Raw genomic sequence first — 18,954 nt, forward strand, 5'->3', positions numbered from 1 at the left:
GTTTAGGAGTCGAAGGTCATGAGTATGGAATATATTTTACGAATTATGAAGCCTATGCTTGAAGGGGCACAGATGACGGTTATTTTATTTTTCATCACGCTCATCTTGTCTATTCCATTGGGTTTTGTCGTTACGTTGCTGGCCAAAAGCCGGATTAAGCCAATCGCTTGGCTGATGCACACGTACATTTATGTTATACGCGGCACGCCGCTTTTGCTGCAATTATTGTTCTTTTGTTTTGGTCTGCCGATGTTGCCTGTCATTGGGGAGTATCTGGTAATGGATCGAACAACGGCTGCCGTGCTGGCATTTGTATTGAATTATGCGGCTTATTTTGCAGAAATTTTTAGAGGCGGAATGTTGTCGATTGATAAAGGGCAATACGAGGCTTCGCAAGTGCTGGGCTTGAGCAAGTCGCAGACGCTGATAAGAGTCATTGTGCCGCAAATGGTACGGATCGCTTTGCCTGCGGTAACCAATGAGGCGACAACATTAGTAAAAGATACGGCACTACTGTATGCAGTAGCGGTACCGGAACTGCTGCATTTTGCCAATACGGCTGTAAACCGCGATTTTTCGATTGTACCTTATGTTGTAGCAGCGGTTATTTATTTGTTGTTAGCTTTGGTGCTGACGCTATTCTTCAGGGCGCTGGAAAAACGTTTTAAATTCGAGTAAAAGGAATGTCGGGATATGAATACTAATGCAATAGAAGTTATCGATTTGAAAAAATCGTTCGGCAAGCTCGACGTTCTGAAAAGAGTGAGCTTTAACGTTAAAGCGGGCGAGGTTGTAGCTGTCATCGGTCCTTCAGGTTCAGGGAAAAGTACCATGCTCCGTAGTTTAGTACACCTGGAAGATGTGACGGGCGGGACGATCCGCATTCATGATAAAGCACTGGTGGAAAACGGTCAGTACGCTCCGGCAGGTGACATTAAAGGCATTACCACCGGTATGGGCATGGTGTTTCAGCATTTTAATCTGTTCCCTCACTTGACGGTGCAGGATAATCTGGAGCTGGCTCCGAAGCTGGTGAAAAAGGTGAGTAAGGCTGAACTGCGCCGCCAAAGCGCCGAACTGCTGGCCAAAGTCGGCTTGGCGGATAAAGCTGACGCGTATCCGTCCCGATTGTCGGGTGGACAGAAGCAGCGCGTGGCGATTGCCCGGGCAATGATGATGAATCCAGATATTTTGCTGTTCGACGAGCCGACCTCGGCCCTTGATCCCGAGCTGACAGGCGAGGTGCTGCGGGTCATCAAAAAGCTGGCTGAGGAGAATATGACGATGGTCATCGTGACCCACGAGATGAATTTTGCGCGAGATGTGGCGGATCGCGTCATTTTTATGGATAATGGCGAAATTGCAGAATCCGGTACACCGGAGCAGATTTTTGGCAATCCGCAGTTGGAGCGGACGAAGGTGTTTTTGAATCGGGTGGAAGCTTAGCCCAAGATGCATATCATCTTTGCATACTTGTGTATATGTGTTTTATATCTCCAAAAAGCGACTTTAAAGAAGTATTCTGATGTAAGCTGAAGCAGGCTATTTGAGCTCTGTTAAGCGAACGAAGAATGCTTTTTTTTTTTTGAAATGGTTCTTATTCCAGTAAATGTGATCTATTTCATATGATTGTGTAAGAAATGGGGTTTAACATGTAAAACATGCTACCACGATTTAAACAAATTCTGTTACTAGCTCCACAATTTAAAAGTGGAAGGTTGGGATTTGAATGATTGATCGTTTTCACATTTATTGTCACATTCCGTTTTGCAAGAAGCGCTGTCCATACTGCTACTTTACAGCCAAATTTTCGGAAGAGGAGATGATTAACCTCGATGTAATGGATGAGTATGTTAAAGCCTTGAAAGTGGACATTGAATGCACTGAATTTCCAAAATCAGCAATCACCTCGATAGTTTTTGGTGGAGGAACCCCATCCCTCCTAAATGAAAGTCAGCTAGACACTATTATAAATTCCATTCGAAATAGGATTACCCCAGAACAATTTACCCACATGAAATTTATGGCGTATGAAGTTTCCCCAGATACCGCATCCAAAGAAACCTTGTCTATTTTCAGGAGAAAAGGATTTAATCGTGTAAGTATCGGTGCCCAGTCTTTTAATAATGAAGAGCTCAAATTGCTGGGACGGCCCTATTCACGAGAAAAAATTATAAAGGCTGCAAGCCTGATCCGAGAAATTGATTACGACATGTTAAATATTGATCTGCTAATCGGAATCCCGGGGCAGACGCAGAGCACGGTCATGGAAAGCATAAGGGATACAGTGAATATACGACCGGAACATATTTCGGTTAGTCTTTTCTACTCCTCTTATCCAGGGGGAAAGGAATTTGTCGAGCGATGCGAGAAAAGAGGAAAACATATTTTAGCATTGTCCGATAAAATCTCAGTTTATGAAGAAGTGTGCGGATTTTTACAACAAAACGGATATATAAGAGTAGATAATACTGTTTTTTCTTTACCAGATTATATATTTCCTTATGAAAAAGATGCTATAAGTGAAACAGAGCCGGTGTTGGCTTTTGGACCCGGATCTGCGGGATATTGGGATAATAATCGTGTACGCTTCACACCTCCTTATATTAAAAATTATATAGAACTTCCACATTCAGTCGAAGAAGAAATTACAGTCGATAATTATGCGTTTACGATTGTATGGGGGCATTTGAATGCCTATGGAAAAATCGAGGAACGAACGTTAGAGCAGTATCTAGGAGTTAATTTTGAAAAAGTAATGGAAATGGAGAAAGATGTTAATATTCTTTTGTCCGTTTTAATTCAAGAAAATCTGGTGGAACAACAAGACTCGGCTTACATATTAAAACCAGAAAGTCTAAATCGCGCGATTGTACTAATGCATTATATAAGGGATGGCTGGGGATACAAGCTCATGACTGCCCCGGATGAAATTAAAAACTAAGAGTAAAGTGAAGGTGAATACAATGAATCAAGAAGAATATTCAAAATGGATTAAAAACGTTTCTATTGCCTATCTGGCAACGTATGATTCATTCAATAATCAACCTCATGTAAGACCTGTAGATGCGGGGACTGTTCACAACGGATATATATATTTCTCTACCTTCAGCAATACAGATAAGGTTGAACAAATCCGGACGTGTGAGAATGTGGAGCTTACTTATTTTGGAGACGGGGCTCAGCTCAGAATGGCAGGTAAGGCCAAACGGGTGAGTGAAAAGAAGGAAGAAGATCTATTTTTGGAAAACAACCCTATGATAAAAGAAACCTTTAGCAATGAGAAAAGAAATCAGTTTGTATTGTTTCAAGTCACACCCCATGCAGTAAGATTTATGGGCGAGGAAGATCATCAATACTCTCCTGTAGATTGGAAGCAGACGGACCGGATAGGCATGTGACTCATGGAGACAGACGAACTGATTTTTGATTTTCTAGGTCCGGATACGATTGAAATGCAAAAGTTTATTGGTGATGTCTGGCCTGAGAAGATACATGCAAGGGTTTTGGACCTGGCTTCAGGGAGTGGTGAACACTTATTTGGTTTTATAAACAAGTCTATTGAATCTGTAACTGTAGTTGATCGTTCGCCGGAATCGTTGCAATTGTTGCTCAACAAGCATAACGATCATGGAAATATGATTAATACGGTATGCTCTGACTTAAATGATTGGTCTTGCCCTCAAAAATTTGACATCGTACACATTGGGGATAATTCTATCCAAATGTTCCCTGCGTATAAAAACCAATTTGATATTTTTAGAGTAATTGCTTCAAGTTTATCAGCCGAAGGGGTTGGAATGGTTAATGTTACGCCAGTGACGGAACATCAAATCATGGAATATGGCGGGGCACCTAAAGTGATTAAATCACTGACTATCGACGGGGAAGCATTTGAAGTATATGGAGAAGTCAAAATCGATGTTTTTAATCAGATCTTAATGATGTATTTCACAGTTTATAAAAATGAAAATGAAACCAGCCGTTGTACCTGTCGATGTCGGATGTTATTGAAACATGAAATAGAGGAGATGGCAAAGGCTGCTGGACTAAAAATAGTGCAAGTTAAACAACAGAAACTTAAACGGGGAAACGATTCTTACTATTACCTATTGCAACTCAATCAATAGAGCAAATGGGAGAATAAGGGTATGTCCAAAACCGTTTCATTGAATCCAACGGCGTTAATGAACAGGGCTTTTTTACGACAACTTAGACAGCTTGAAAAAAATATTTTGGTTACTAAAAATAATTTATCCGGAATTATGGGTTTAGAAACCGAATACCTTCTTTTTGATTTTGAGTTTAATTTGGTAGATGAAAAGGTCCGGAATCGTGTAATTGAAAATGCAACATTTATAAAACGGGAAATAGGTGCCAGCCAAATTGAATTGGTATCCCGTCCTTTCACACTTGCAGAGGGACTTGAAAATCTTATAAATGAAATGCAGGAAATGGAGCAAGAGGCGGCAGCCATAGCACATGCCCAAAATAATAGACTGGCGCGTCTTGGTACCTATCCTGGTTCATTTACTGACTTGGAAATTACAGATGACCGGGAAAATTATCAAATGATACTCGACCAGTTTAAAAGTTCAAGAAAACATCACCTTGAGCTTCATTTGGGAGAAGTTGATCTATCAAGTCGTGTTCATGAGCTAATTAGCGGGTGTCAGTCGACACAAATGAATGTACAGGTTAACTATAATCAGGCTGCTATTGATCTTTTGAACAAGACGATTGAGATCTCACCTCTCTTTATTGCCATTGGGGCCAATTCTCCGATTTTGGACAGGCGATTAACCGGATTGCTCGAAACTCGTAACCTGATTTGGGAGATTGGTTATGATTTGCGGACCTATTCTGAATTTTTGGCAGCTCTGTCTACTCGCGTTTCATTTCCTCATCAATATTATGCAAATTTCCATAATTATTGGGCTACTTTGTATCAACAAAAACATATGAAATCCGATCCACGGTATGCATTTAGCCTCAATCAAAAAATGAATTGGAAAATTGCGAGATTAAAACTGGTAGGTGGCAGCGGTAAGCCCACAGCATGCTTGCTTGAAACGCGATTTATACCGATCCAGCCAACACTTCGGGAAGATATTGCACTGCATCTCGGAGTCTATGCGCTTTTGGATTTAAGCTTAAGCAAAGGCGGAGAAAGACTTCTTCCCGTTACTTTTGTGAAGGAAAACTTCAGGAGGGCTTCATGCTACGGAATTGACTGTGAGCTTTACTATTTTACATCCGACGGTAAAAGAATCACTGAGTATGCGGCCACGGAATTAATAAATAGAGCTGGCGAGCGTATTTGTGATTATTGGAAAAGAAAATCTTCTTCAACTGCAACACTTGTGGAAGAGGTACTAAGCAAGCGACTTAGAGTAGGCCCTCCTGCCTTATCACTAATAAACAATATCAGGGGGAACTCGAAAAATACACTTCTTGGAACCCAAGAAATAAAGCGAATAGTGTCGCAAAATTGTATTCCTGTCAATGAAGGATCGTAAGGAGGACTTTGGTATGTCTGCTAATAGTTCAAGGGCTATATTTTTACTGGAGCCTTGTTTTTTTGGAGAAAAATATATTGAATTTGCCGCTGAACTTGAGTTGATTGTAATTGTCATTCGAAGAGAAGGCGGCCCCAAGGTGGAGAAGGCGCATCTGGTACATTTTGAAATCATCAGTGACATTACAGATGCCGAGTCTACTTACTTGAAAATGGAGTATTTTTTCAGTCAGCATCCGGATATATCCCGCAACTCGGGTATTGTACCTGGCCACGACTATGCAGTACCGGTCGCCGCGATTATCTCCCAAAAGTTTGGCTGGAATTCCATTCGCCCAGATGTAGCCCATAATGCCCGCAGCAAAGAGTGTATGAGAAACGGGCTAAAAGGTTCTCAGTATGTATCCAATCCAGATTACCATTTGTATCACAGCGTATCCGAACTAAAGGAGCAGTTGGACCAGATCCAATTCCCCGCTATTGTTAAACCCGTTGATATGACAAGTAGTATGTTAGTCAAATGTGTGCAAACATCTGAACAATTAATTAGGCAGGCCGAAAAGATTATTCAGAATGAGGATAACTTCGGTTATCCATCGAATCTTTCATTTCTAGTAGAAGAATATATCAGAGGCCAGGAATATAGCTTCGAGGCTTTTATGTTTAAAGGTGCTTGTAAATTTGCCCATATTACTGAAAAAATGAAAACTCCCCTTCCTTATTTTGTTGAGCTACAGCATACCCTTCCAGCATCTATGGAATCTTCAAAATACACTCAATTATTAAACAGCTTCATAAATCTTATGGCTGAGCTTGGAATTACAGAAGGACCCTGTCATTTGGAATTTGTGCTGTCCGGGGGACATATTTATATTATCGAATATTCTACTCGTCTTGCAGGGGACCGTATAACTGATTTGTATAGCTTGAGTTACGGAGTAAATCTGCATAAGGCTTCGATTTTGTGCGCTTTGGGAGAAAGACCGGATGAGTACCTGCATGAAACCCGAAACGATATTTCAAGAATCCGTTATTTCCATCAAAAGAGTGGAAAAATCAAACAAATATCAGGGGTGGAAGAAGCCAGACGTTTGCCGGGTGTCATAGAGATTGTTATAGAAAAGAAGGAGGGAGATACAGTACCGGATGAGATGACTAGCAGTATGGACAGATATGGTTTTTTTGTTCTTAAAGCTGATACTTATGATGAATTAGAGAAAGTGAGCCACCAAGTTGAAGATACGATCCAATTTGTGATGGAAAGAGAGACTACTTATGAAAAGCAAAAAGGATGAAAATCAATTCGAAATTTTGCTGATTAATCCACCCTTATGGTACTACCAGTCTGTGCCACCCGATATTACGGCTGCGGCTGCTTTATTACATCACCAAGGAGTGGGTACCAAAATCCGTGATTTAAATTTGGAATCATTTCATTACTTTTTTCGGGGACGTTCGGACATCATCACTCATCTTACGGACACTGAACTGTTTTATAATTTTGAACATTTAGAAGAAACCTGCCAAAAAATCGCTGAGATTTATGATCGTATTAGTGAACAGATTTCACCCGCGGTGCTGCGATGGAATTTATATGATCCGGGAGTGGATCTACGTAATATTGATGAGGTACTAAGGATTGCCGAACAGAAGGAACACAATCCATATTTTGATTTTTTCAAAGAAATTTTACCGGATCTTGTCCCTGAAGGCGTCAAGGTGGTTGCTATTTCAATTTTTCATCCAGATCAGGTTATTCCCTTATTTTCGTTGACTTCATTGTTAAAAGAATATAACTCTAATCTACACATTCATCTGTTCGGCAATCTGGAGGATCAGATTAATACAAAAATATTAGTGCGAAATCTTCCAGATAAGGAGTATCATTTGTTGTTTTCTCATGTGGATTCGTTTGGCTTGGGAAATGAGCATTATCGATTGAGCGAACTGGTTAGAGCTGTTGAGGATTCATCTAAGTTGGAAGAACTATCTTGGTTACTTACTCAAAAAGAACTTCAACCTTATATTGAAGAAACTAATAAACACTATTACACCAATAAAATAACATTACCCGTTTTATCTTCTCTTCCTGCAAGTGGTCTAATGCCGGAAGAGGTTTTAAATGTAGCTGCGTCTGTAAGTTGTTACTGGAAGGGATGTACTTATTGTTCTATTAAAGAGCATGGTACTTATCAGAAAGAGAGTATTGAGAGTATCCTGCAATTAATGGAGAATTTTTCAAAACAACAGACATTTTCGGTATTACGATTCAGAGACTGCTGTATTTCACCCACAGATTTAGAGAAAATAGCAACTCAAATTGTAGAAAGGAAGCTTATATTATCCTGGGCCTGTCGTGCCAGACTGGAAAAGGGTTTTAATTCCCGATTGTTTGAACTGTTAAACCGTGCAGGATGCATCATGATCTCTTTTGGAGTAGAGACCTTTGAAACAAGGGTATCCAGACTGATGAACAAAGGAATAGATCTTGAATATGCGCCTGTGCTGATTAAGAGTTGCTATGAGGCTGGGATTGCGGTGAAATTAACAGCGATGATCGGGTTTCCAGGTGAAACCAGTGAAGAAGCTCTTGCTAATCAAGCACGGCTACGGGAACTGTTTCCCTATTGTATAGATATCCGATATAACCGTTTTATTCTATTTGAAAATTCTCCTATTGCTGCCGATCCTGCTATGTATTCCATTCAAAAAATACCTTTTAACAATCGCCAGCATTTACGATTTTATAGTGAGTTTAGCAGGGAAAGTGGGATGACACAGGTGCAAGCAGATATACAGGCTGCTGAGTTTGAACAGGAAATTAAACAAACTTATGCTTTTTTTCTGTCAGAAGAACATTTGCTTTTATATTTGAAAAAATGGGGACTTTCTTTTTGTATGAATCTTGTAAATGCCAGGTCTCTCTATCAATAAAACGAAAGGATTAGGGATGGATAAACATTATGTAATTTTCGCGAAATTCGAAAACTTTTCTCGTATTGTGAATGAAGGCTTGAGCTCTTTAAGGTATGAAAAAACGTTGATTACTAATAATCAACGTTTGATTGAGCGTTGTAGTGATCATTATCACCATTTCTTGTGTGTCGAAGATTTAACATCACCTCAAGTTGTTGAGTTTATACTAACACTGCATGATGAAAAGCCCGTGAACGGTATTTTTTCCGAGAGTGAGGATTTGGTGCAGTTTACCGCTTTGCTTAGAGAGCGATTGGGTCTTACGTGTGGAGTCATCGGGAGAGATGGTGATTTTTTTAGAGATAAGGTAAAAATGAAAAATCATCTTGCTCAAGAGAAAGTTATTCTTATTCCTGAATATCGAACCGTTCACCACTTTGCTGATGCAATCGACTTTTTATCTAAACATGCTCCCGAGGCCATTATTAAACCAATTGACGGAGCGGGGTCCCTTCATACGTTTCGGGTTCATTTGGATAACATCCACGAATATGAACAATTGCTTAACGACCATGCCGGAAAATTTGAGATTGAACAATATATTGATGGAGAAATGTTCCATATGGATAGCGTTGTATATAATAACCAAGTTGCATTCACTTCAGTTGCCTGCTATACGCATAGCACTTTGGAATGCAGGGAGGGGAAGCCACTGTGCGGGTATTTTTACCCTGACCATGAGATGCCCTTGGTCCAACAGCTTATCGCGGCAAATAACAAAGTATTGAGTGCAATGCCGATCACAAGTGGAGTAGCTCATACTGAACTATTAGTCACTAAGCAGCAGGAGATCTTATTTTGCGAAACAGCGGCACGAATTGCAGGCGGAGGAATTATTTTTGGTATAGAGGATACATGTGGAGTAAACCCGCTACTGGAGGGGGCTCGCGCTTTTGTCGGCGAACAGCCGCTTTTCAATCAATATTATCCACAGACGAATGGCGGGTATCTGCTGCTCTATAAGAAGAAAGGAAGGGTTAAACACGTCACCCCAAGCTCTGACTTTCTTCAGATACAAGGTGTGAAGCGGGCTGATATTTTACCACAAGTGGGTGACTGCTTGTCTTTTAGCGGCAGTTCCGGTGATGTGGCTGGAGTTGTGACTTGGTCAGTTGATTCTTTTGAGGAAAATGAGCGTATTCGTAATGAGATTGAGCATTTATGGGAACTTGAAATGGAAGTAAGCCTGTTTGATGAGGAAGGGGAAGCGTAGGTGGTTAAAAAGTTTGAAAGTCAGGTCAGATTATTTGGTTTATTGAGGTTTCTGAACACATTCTATGTATATAATTCCATTTTGGTTTTCTATTTTAGTAATATGATTAAGCTTAACTATACCCAAATTGGGATTGTAATGGCCAGTTACTATACGGCATCCATACTATTTGACATACCCACGGGAATGATCGGAGACCTGATTGGGAAGAAAAAGGCTATCCTTATCGGAGCGGTTTTTCAATGTATTGGTATCTTTCTTATGGGATCATTACAAACTTATATGCTACTTATTATAGCTCATATCATTTTTGCATTGGGCTCATCCTTCATATCAGGTTCGGAACAAGGCTTGATTTATAAGCTTCATGAAAAGCATGACAAGCTTGATGTCTTGAACCGTAGCTACGGAAAAATTTTTTCAGCAAGTATTTTGTCTACGATTGCTGCTGCTCTTCTAAGCTCAGTAGTTATTCAATATAGCTATTCGGTTACTTTTTACATTTCGGCATTCTCTAATTTTTTAGCGGTGTTTTTTGTGTGTCTGGTTCATGAGGAGAGAGTTTATGAAGACAAAACAGGTAAAAAAGCGTTTCAACGAGTTCGTCCTTTACAAATAATGAAGGAATCCTTTCAGGAAATCAGAGTCAACAGGCAACTACTATTATTTTCTATTTACTATATATTCACAGCTATCATTCTAACCTCAGTATTCTTTCAATATCAACCCTATCTACAGCATTTAAAAATTTTACCGACTTTTTTTGGAGTTATTTATGCTCTTTTCGGCATTATTCCACTCATCTCTGCTCAGTTATCACATTTAATCAAAGGGAAGTATATATATATACTTAATCCTTTGATCCTTGCTGTTGTTTTTTTAGGGATGGCGTTAACCAAGTCCATTTGGCTTGGGATCGTATTGATTTGTTTGTTTCGGTTTAACTGGGGGATCATTATTCCAAAAATACAAAGTCACATTGATACCAGCATCACGAGCGAAACTAGCAGGGCGACAACCGTATCTACTGTGTACAGTGTACATAATCTTCTCCTATCTATGATGCTTATCATCAGTGGGCATCTTATTGAAAGCTACAGTATTGCTGTACTCCTGATTATCTATTCCTTGTTTAGCCTTTTATTTTGCTTGTATGTCTTCATTTTCCGTAGAAGCTACAACAACACAGAGGTACCCTCCAAAAGCGCTTTAATGATGGATTCGAAGGAGTTGTAGTGGATGAATACCGAGGTCATCTTAATTCGCGTTTCCCCAAAAGCTGTTTTTAGCTATGATATCGAAAATGGTCATTTTCATAGGGAGAACCCCTACTCAGAAGTCACGGATTACAGTTATAGCTCGGAATTTAAACATCATAAAAGAGCAAATGACCTTTCTAATTTTGTGAAAATAGAGCGTGTTTATCAACTGGAAAACACGGACAAGGCTCAGGCCGAAATTGCCCAGCTTGCGCGTAGGTTACATCTGACTGATTTCAGTGTAATTGAAGGACCGCTGGAACGTCCTGAATTCGTTGCAGACTACAGACCTAGTAGCCCAACAGCTTACCTGGATTTTTTTCTACAAAAATGGCACAGGGGCTGTAGTCCCTTGTATTCGGAGGAGGAATTGCAAGAGGGAGAAAACCACATTAAAAACTTGCGTCATACCCATCCTTCTTATGGTGAATTAAATGAGTATGAGTATATTGCAAAAATGCTGAGTATGTTGGACTCGAATCAAACCCAATTGTTTCCCTGCGAAGCTGGGGTACATTCTTTTCAAGTAAATGGTGATGGAGCGCTTTTTCGCTGCAATAGATATGCTAAGGCGGGCTTGGAGAAATCAAGCGACGAGATAGGATGTATCGATTCTGTGGACGATTTGGCACCTTGTAAAAGTTGTTTTTCAAGATATATGTGCGGAGGACGTTGCAATTTATTGATTAATCAGCTTCAGAGCAATGCATGTGTCCTGTTTCGGGAGTTTACAATTGTTTTGTTGAAAGCGATCATTAGTCATCATCTGGCTGAAAAATCGGCTGGAATTCTGGTAAAGGAGTAGACATATGCGAATTTGTACAGGATTAGTGACCATTGATGATTTAGTGCCTTTTATTCAGGCCGGAGCCGAAGAATTTTATTGTGGCGTCATTGATGAACAATGGTTGGATCGGTATAACTATATCGTTGCCTTGAATCGCAGACCTTGGCCTGATGCGAACTTTTCCAGTTTTGCTGAACTTGCGGAGGTCGTGAATATAGCGCATGCTCATGGGTGCCAGGTATTTTTTACGATGAACGAACACTGCTATAACAACCAGCAGCTTGGTATCCTGGATTACTATTTGGAGCAAGCTGTTCGTTGTGAAGTGGATGCTATTATTTTTGCTGATTTGGGCTTGGCCGGTTATTTTGCGGATAAGAAAACGAATGTGGATGTGCATATCAGTACAGGCGGCACGATTTTTAACTGTTACACAGCAGAAATGTACACCAAAGAATTTCATGCGGATCGGCTTATTTTGCCCCGTTCCTTGTCCATGGCAGAAATGAAAATCATAATTGAAAGCTCACCAAATACAGAGTTTGAGGTTTTTATCAAAAATGAAGGCTGTACTTATATAGATGGCTTTTGTAATTTTGTGCATGGGACTCGATTTATGAATAACAATGATGGGGTCATTTTTAATCCTCCATGTGTTTTGAGATATCAGGTTATTGAGAGTATTACGCCCATACCGTATGATGTACCACTGCTGGAGAAAAAGCTAAACTGGATTTTAGACAATAAGGGTGACTGTGGTGTGTGCAGCTTATATTATCTGAACCAATTATCGGTTGATAGCTTGAAATTGGTCGGGAGAGCTTCAGACAGAAGTCAGGTTTTAAGTGATATCAGGATGATAAAATCAGCGATAGATTTATGCGGCGAGGTGGCAAACTTCGAAGAGTACCATCACATGATTTCTTCGCAAATATGTCAGAATAGCTGGAAAAACGATCAATTGATTACACATTGCTACTACCCGGAAATTCTGGACCATGTAAATGGCATTCATAATGTTCAGGGGAGTGTATAATATGGAAAAAGCGATGATGGTTGACGACCTGCGTAAATTAACGAATGTGGAGAACCAGTATCAGCGTCTGTATTATGGACAGGAGTTTTGCCCGCGTACTTTCTTAACAGTAAGGGAGCTAAAATCAGTTATCAGCTTTTGTGAGCAGCACGACATGAAGCTAACCTTGATTACTCCTTATATGACGGATGAAAGTATGAACACGATTGTGAACATCTTAAAGGAAGTAAGTGAAGCATCTATTTTTGATGAGTTGGTGGTTAATGATTTCGGAATGTTGTATTTTCTTGAAAATCATTATCCCGGCCGCTTTAAACTTATTTTAGGTAGACTACTGAATAAAGCTAAAAAAAGTCCTTCTATTGCAAACTATTTTCCCAAGCTTGATGATGATTCGAAAATTGCCTTACAGAATACTGCGGGAGGGTTTGTCCCCAATATTAGGTTCATGCGTAAATATAAAATTTCTGCTATTCAATATGATAATAGAATACAAGGTAATAAGCTGGATATCAAAGACAATCATGATCTGGTAAATAATAATGATATTGATGATGCTGATACTGATGTGCTCCCTTTTAGCAGGGAATTAGTATACCCTTACGTACACATTACAACTGCCCGAAGATGTTTTTCCAGCATCCTGTATAGCAAGTCATCTATGTCTGAGTGGAAAACGTCATCATTATGCAATAAGAGCTGCAAGACTTGTCAAACAGTCCTCTATAATGATGTGATGAAAAAAGATATTATATTAAAAGGAAACTCTCTTTATTACGAAAATGCCAAGCTTCCCGTCAATTTAGCGGAGTATTCACGAATTATAACTCAGGTACTATAAATACTAGATCGGAGTGGTTTGCCCGCTTTTATTTTGAAAGAGCAGGTGGTCTAACCTCGCTGCTCTTTTCTGAACTCATTCGTTAAATCTTCCTATCTATTACTGGTTCCTTCACACTCGTTTTGGTATAAACTCGTGTTCCCCGCTAAACACTTCAATCATCGTTAATGCCCCGTTCGATAGCCGTGGATGAACGCTGCTGCCGAGTGTAGGGAAGTTGATTCGCTTAGTAAATCAAGCATGACTTCAATTTGTTCAAAATCGACTGCTGGTAGTTTATTTTTTTAGCATCTCCATAAGATCACTAATTTTTTAATTCACTTTTTGAGACTCAGGGTCGGTTGACTTTATTCGTTCACTGGGACGCCATTTCCTCTCTATAAATTCTGTTTTGCTAAGTCTTTATCCTCACGTAAATCCATCACCCAAGCCAAAGTTCACTACATGTGGAAGCTACATATAAGGTGAGCATTGAATTTATTCTTGGTCAGACAGGTAATCCTAAACGTTAAAGGTAAAATGAATAATTCCAGAAATAAAGCTCCCGCGGTGATGGGACTGACCCGATTTTGAACCAATGGAAAATCCTCAACAACAAAAGACTACAAAGGTGTCGGAGTACAAGACTTGATTCCATTGCCGAAAGGGACAAGAACTTGGTATCGTTACTGATTAGGTGAATAGCTAAAAAGGAAAACATAAAAAATGGATTCGCATATTGCTCGAATTAATTAAAAGCAGCCAAGCCCTTCTTTCAACGTTACGGGACTCGGTATCTATTGTTACCCTCGACGGGTTCTAAAATTTCAAAGAAAGCTAAACATAATAGAGTTAAAGCTTTAATTTGCTAGGTTTATATGCAAACGCTATTATTCTATAATTTCACTCAGAAAGGAGGTTAAAGTAAAAAAATACGGAATATGGCACGGATAGGTGATATACTGCAAAGAGAATCAACCAACAAGCAAGTGTATGGGACAAACACAAAATTTTAGGAGGTAGAGTATGTTTAAGTTTAGTAAGAAAATGATGACGGTAGTTCTTGCAGCTTCCATGAGTTTTGGGTTGTTTGCAACAACCTCAAGTGCAGCGACAGACTATTGGCAAAATTGGACCGATGGCGGCGGGACGGTCAATGCTGTAAATGGATCAGGCGGTAATTACAGCGTAACATGGAAGGATACCGGGAATTTTGTTGTCGGCAAAGGCTGGACTACTGGATCGCCAAACAGAACGATTAACTACAATGCCGGTGTCTGGGCGCCGTCCGGTAATGGATATTTGGCTCTCTACGGGTGGACGAGAAACTCACTCATCGAATATTACGTCGTTGATAGCTGGGGGACTTATCGACCTACCGGAACGTATAAAGGTACGGTGACCAGTGATGGGGGCACATATGACATCTACACAACAATGCGATACGACGCACCTTCCATTGAAGGCCAAAAAACGACGTTTATTCAGTACTGGAGTGTTCGACAGTCGAAGAGACCGACCGGGGGCAACTCCACGATCACTTTCAGCAACCACGTGAAAGCATGGGCGAGCAAAGGAATGAATCTGGGAAGTAACTGGTCTTACCAGGTGTTGGCGACAGAGGGGTATCAGAGTAGCGGGAGCTCTAACGTAACGGTGTGGTAACCACTTAACTGCAAGCTGTTCAACGAACAGGCGCGGTTGGGGCTGTCTCACGGGATAAACGGGTTCCGAAAGCTGTCTGATAGGATTTACACGAATTGGTCCATGGAGGAAACAACGATCTCTAAGCATTGTAGACAGGCCGATGGCCGTTCTCCTCCAGTCTATCCGTCAGTGCGGATGCGTTGCAGGCCGTTACCTGCTAGACGAACGGCCTTCGACGCTGCTGGAGGCGAATTGCGGGCCGTCATGGCCTATCATTTTCCCTATCAGCTTAAAGGGGATATATCAATGAGAAAGCTATTGATTTTCCTTTTAATAGCACCAATGGTTGTGATCAGCGCTTGTTCGCAAGATAAGCCTGAGAAAAGGGATAACCTTGTATTCGTGGAAGGTGGGACTTTTCAGAACAACAAGTACAACAACTCTGGAAAAAGCGTGGCCCTATCGAACTTTTATATCAACAAATATGAAGTAGTTCAAAAAGAGTGGGTTGAAGTCATGGGAAGTAATCCCTCGGTATTCATTGGCGACAGTTTGCCAGTAGAAATGGTGAGTTGGTATGACGTTGTGGAGTACTGTAATCAAAGAGGTATACGAGAGGGCTTAAAACCGTATTACAACATAGACAAGGATAATAAAAGACCCGACTAAATAAGAATGATAACGATAATATAAAATGGACAGTAACGATTAATGAGGGAGCTAACGGTTGCCGATTGCCTACAGAATTGGAGTGGGAATATGCTGCAGACGGAGGTCAGGCGAGCAAGGGCTACACATACAGCGGAAGCAATAATGCTGACGAGGTGAATGGTATTGGAAAAACGCCGGAGACAAATACTTATCTGGAGACTGGAACTGGCCTATTATAGAGAGCAACAATAATAAAACAAAATCAATCGATACTCGGAAACCCAACGAGTTAGGAATTTACTACGATATGTCTAGCAACGTAAGAGAATGGTGTTGGGACTGGTATGGAGACTTGGATAGCGAAAGCGGTTTCTACCGGGTTGTGAAGGGTGGCGGACAGCGACCGTCTAGGACTTTATTTTTTGTCCTCGGCTGTCGCTGTTCAATTTATAGAGCCAGTCTAATACTTTATTTTCTGCTGACAAAGAGAGGGATTTGGAGGCATAAAAAATATTTTGGGCATGTTGAGTAGAAGATGGTCCAGGATATGTCTCCGCCATGTTTGTTCATCACTTTTCGCATAATCCCAGCAGCTCTCGTCCTCTATACACAAGATGACGAGGCATTAATTAAGCGACGGGCAGTTATTCAAAGTGACTTCATAGTGGATATCTTTTTAATATAGACTGTATGTTCAGTCATGGCTAAAATGGTAGCCAGGAAAATATTACCACATTGGGGAGGGGAACAAGGTGGAACTTTTTTACGAAATCGAAGGGAATGGAGTCCCTATAGTCATGATTCACTCGGGAGGTGTCGACTCAAGGGTATGGAGATATATGGTACCTGGACTGGCAAAATCATTCAAGATCATTACCTTCGATGGTCGAGGAACCGGCCGCTCGCCTGCTATGCAAGAGCCGACTTCACTTGTGGAGGATTTGCGCAAACTTCTCGAACATCTCGGACTGGATCTTGTCACACTTGTTGGCCATTCCATCGGTGGGCAAGTCGCGACTGATTTTGCGTTATCATATCCTTCTATGGTTGAGCGGCTAGTGGTAATTGCCCCTTCATTAACGGGATTTGCATATTCGCAAGAATTTACCAATTATATGACATCGGTGAATGCGGTCGCTCCCGATATTTCAAAACTTGTAGAGTTGTCCTTAGCCGCACCGATCTATCGGGCTACGATGGCTAGCCACCATCGGAGTTTTTTGACTGAAATGCATAATCACTACATGACAAGGGTATTTACCGAGTGGAGAAGCTTTGAGGTCCTTTGGCCAGAGGCGCCTTCGATTGAACGTTTAGAAAAGGTTGCAGCGAGTACGTTATTTATACAAGGAACCATAGAATGGCCGGATATGTACAATATCGCCGAGCACTTCAAGCGTGTACCTGCAATTAGGTTTGCCGAAATCAAAGGAGCCGATCATATGCTTGTCCTTACTCATGCGGAGGAACTAGCTAATAGCATCCGACAGTTTTGTCACAGGTGAGGACCATACGTGAATAGATTGGGCATCTCTTGAATCAAAGTATTATAATGGATGATAAGAAGTTTTGAAACTTAAAGGGCAACCCGGAAGAAACATCTTGGTGCTTGGAAGCGGCGGATGAGTGGAAAGCGGATGTTTACAGATAACATCAACACGATGTCTCTCAAGCATGTCTATACCAAGACCTTATATTAGGGAGCAGTTGAATTGACGTACCTATCATCAAAAGAAGACTAACGCTTTCCACCAAAAATCAGAAAGTGTTTAATTGAACTGACGGGATACGTTAGCTCAATAAAACAGCGGCAGGCTCAGACTGATAAAACAAAGTCCGAGCCTGCCGCTGCTTTATATTGGAGCCAGTTTTATAATTATAATCCGGAGCCCTGACGGTAAACTATACCAGCTACCCTGCATTCCACAGACGGTTCTTACGAGCTGTTATTCTGAAAATAAAGCATCCGTTGCAACCGGTTGAAGGATAGGCAGTGGCTGAAGGGCGGTGGTCCGGTCGAGATGAACAAACGCATCATAACGATCCGCCATGCTGGAAGGCACGTAATTGCCGAATCGTTCATGAGCAGGCTCATATACCACACCGATGGCTCGGTGGCCAATGACCGTATGCAGTATGGAAGATGCATCGGAGAGCATTACCATGCCATTCCGGCCGTCTCCCGCCCGGTGCATGCAATACTCCCAGCTTCCTGGCTGTCCGGGCGGCACGGTCATTTTCTCAACCGGAGCTCCCCAAGCTCTTCCCGCCAGTACCTCGCCCTGATAGGTTCCGAAGCCAACGGCAAACACACGATGTTCCGGATCTTCCCGCAGTAGCTGACCCACATTGACCATGCCATCAGCCATCATATCCGTTGCCCGCGCATCACCGATATGCGTATTATGCTCCCAGACAATGGCTTTTGCCGAGGCGCCGTAATAGGACATGATTCGCTTCAGCGATTCAACCATATGTCTGTCCCGTATATTCCAGGACTGCGGACCGCCCCGGACCATCGTACGATAATAGGCCTCCGAACTGGAAGTGACGAGCATGTTCACCTCCGCATTCAGTTCTTCCTCACTTCCCGGATACGCCATGCGCCTGCTCTGAATCTGCTTTAGTAGCTCAACCACTTCTTTCTCACAGCTCTCCGAGAGCAATCCTGCCGCAATACCATAATTTTGATGGTCCCTGCTATATGGATCAAAACAGGCGTATGTCCTGCGGGCCTGTTCCAAGTGGGGAGACTTGGTCTCCTCCAAATAAGCGATGATTGCCTCCATCGATTCCCATAACGAGTACATATCGATGCCATAAAATCCAACCTTGGGACAATCACTTCCGCCCCCTTGATTCATCTCATTGTACTCCTTCAGCCACTCCGCGAAATCACGAATATCCGTATTGGCCCACATCCAGGTCGGCCAGCGGGTAAAATCACCCAGTGCATCGGCTGCCGAAGAATCGGACCCCTCCATCCCTTTAACATACCGGTTTAACCGATAAGCAGAGGGCCAGTCTCCTTCCACGCCGATAATGTT

General features: G+C 41.5%; 17 protein-coding genes and 1 pseudogene (1 of these 18 cut by a window edge). 16 read left to right on the forward strand and 2 right to left on the reverse strand.

What is annotated here, in order from left to right; translation table 11 throughout:
• Positions 1-18 precede the first annotated feature (18 nt).
• The 13 genes from NSS94_RS05310 to NSS94_RS05370 all read left to right on the forward strand — a co-directional run bounded on the left by NSS94_RS05310 (position 19) and on the right by NSS94_RS05370 (position 13,630).
• On the forward strand, positions 19-678 hold the full coding sequence (locus tag NSS94_RS05310) for an amino acid ABC transporter permease (protein ID WP_029517550.1): 660 nt from the start codon (positions 19-21) through the stop codon (positions 676-678).
• Positions 679-693: 15 nt separating this feature from the next.
• Positions 694-1,446 carry an amino acid ABC transporter ATP-binding protein gene (locus tag NSS94_RS05315; protein ID WP_029517549.1) on the forward strand — a complete coding sequence of 251 codons (753 nt, stop codon included), beginning with the start codon at positions 694-696 and terminating at the stop codon, positions 1,444-1,446.
• Between the two features lie 283 nt (positions 1,447-1,729).
• The gene (locus NSS94_RS05320) at positions 1,730-2,944 is read left to right on the forward strand and encodes a radical SAM protein (RefSeq protein WP_029517548.1); all 1,215 of its coding nucleotides are present in this window, start codon (positions 1,730-1,732) and stop codon (positions 2,942-2,944) included.
• Positions 2,928-3,401, forward strand: coding sequence for a pyridoxamine 5'-phosphate oxidase family protein (locus NSS94_RS05325; RefSeq protein WP_080658625.1), 474 nt, complete (start codon positions 2,928-2,930; stop codon positions 3,399-3,401). The genes NSS94_RS05320 and NSS94_RS05325 overlap by 17 nt, the downstream gene beginning before the upstream one ends.
• A gap of 3 nt (positions 3,402-3,404) precedes the next feature.
• The gene (locus tag NSS94_RS05330; protein ID WP_029517546.1) at positions 3,405-4,130 is read left to right on the forward strand and encodes a class I SAM-dependent methyltransferase; all 726 of its coding nucleotides are present in this window, start codon (positions 3,405-3,407) and stop codon (positions 4,128-4,130) included.
• A 21-nt stretch (positions 4,131-4,151) separates the two neighbouring features.
• Complete coding sequence (locus NSS94_RS05335; RefSeq protein ID WP_341038843.1) at positions 4,152-5,519, forward strand: glutamate-cysteine ligase family protein; 1,368 nt, start codon at positions 4,152-4,154, stop codon at positions 5,517-5,519.
• Between the two features lie 13 nt (positions 5,520-5,532).
• On the forward strand, positions 5,533-6,813 hold the full coding sequence (locus NSS94_RS05340) for an ATP-grasp domain-containing protein (RefSeq protein WP_340931449.1): 1,281 nt from the start codon (positions 5,533-5,535) through the stop codon (positions 6,811-6,813).
• The gene (locus NSS94_RS05345) at positions 6,794-8,452 is read left to right on the forward strand and encodes a B12-binding domain-containing radical SAM protein (protein WP_069012390.1); all 1,659 of its coding nucleotides are present in this window, start codon (positions 6,794-6,796) and stop codon (positions 8,450-8,452) included. The genes NSS94_RS05340 and NSS94_RS05345 overlap by 20 nt, the downstream gene beginning before the upstream one ends.
• Before the next feature lie 16 nt (positions 8,453-8,468).
• On the forward strand, positions 8,469-9,707 hold the full coding sequence (locus NSS94_RS05350) for an ATP-grasp domain-containing protein (RefSeq protein ID WP_341038847.1): 1,239 nt from the start codon (positions 8,469-8,471) through the stop codon (positions 9,705-9,707).
• A complete protein-coding gene (locus tag NSS94_RS05355) occupies positions 9,708-10,943 on the forward strand; it encodes an MFS transporter (protein WP_341038849.1) in 1,236 nt (411 codons plus the stop codon).
• 3 nt (positions 10,944-10,946) lie between these two features.
• On the forward strand, positions 10,947-11,771 hold the full coding sequence (locus NSS94_RS05360) for a hypothetical protein (protein WP_029517540.1): 825 nt from the start codon (positions 10,947-10,949) through the stop codon (positions 11,769-11,771).
• 4 nt (positions 11,772-11,775) lie between these two features.
• A complete protein-coding gene (locus tag NSS94_RS05365; protein WP_029517539.1) occupies positions 11,776-12,789 on the forward strand; it encodes a peptidase U32 family protein in 1,014 nt (337 codons plus the stop codon).
• A 1-nt stretch (position 12,790) separates the two neighbouring features.
• A complete protein-coding gene (locus tag NSS94_RS05370; protein ID WP_165150045.1) occupies positions 12,791-13,630 on the forward strand; it encodes a hypothetical protein in 840 nt (279 codons plus the stop codon).
• A gap of 164 nt (positions 13,631-13,794) precedes the next feature.
• Here the strand turns inward: NSS94_RS05370 and NSS94_RS05375 are convergent, their stop codons facing one another.
• Entirely contained in the window at positions 13,795-13,872 is a 78-nt protein-coding gene (locus NSS94_RS05375) for a hypothetical protein (RefSeq protein WP_340887063.1), read from the reverse strand.
• 763 nt (positions 13,873-14,635) lie between these two features.
• Here NSS94_RS05375 and NSS94_RS05380 point away from each other — a divergent pair.
• The 3 genes and pseudogenes from NSS94_RS05380 (at position 14,636) to NSS94_RS05390 (ending at position 17,412) form a co-directional block, all read left to right on the forward strand.
• Entirely contained in the window at positions 14,636-15,274 is a 639-nt protein-coding gene (locus tag NSS94_RS05380; RefSeq protein ID WP_025720875.1) for a glycoside hydrolase family 11 protein, read from the forward strand.
• 288 nt (positions 15,275-15,562) lie between these two features.
• Positions 15,563-16,304: pseudogene (locus NSS94_RS05385) on the forward strand (formylglycine-generating enzyme family protein); the annotation flags it as partial.
• A gap of 355 nt (positions 16,305-16,659) precedes the next feature.
• Entirely contained in the window at positions 16,660-17,412 is a 753-nt protein-coding gene (locus NSS94_RS05390; RefSeq protein ID WP_340954428.1) for an alpha/beta fold hydrolase, read from the forward strand.
• A 441-nt stretch (positions 17,413-17,853) separates the two neighbouring features.
• On the opposite strand, the gene NSS94_RS05395 is transcribed toward NSS94_RS05390, so the two are convergent.
• Positions 17,854-18,954, reverse strand: the 3' portion of a protein-coding gene (locus NSS94_RS05395; protein ID WP_341038850.1) for an erythromycin esterase family protein. 216 nt of this gene lie beyond the right edge of the window; 1,101 of the gene's 1,317 nt are visible here — the last part of the coding sequence; the start codon falls outside the window, past its right edge — the gene reads right to left on this strand; it ends in the stop codon at positions 17,854-17,856.

Origin of the sequence: Paenibacillus sp. FSL L8-0644, assembly GCF_038008165.1 — a bacterium.
Taxonomy (GTDB): Bacteria; Bacillota; Bacilli; order Paenibacillales; family Paenibacillaceae; genus Paenibacillus; species Paenibacillus polymyxa_D.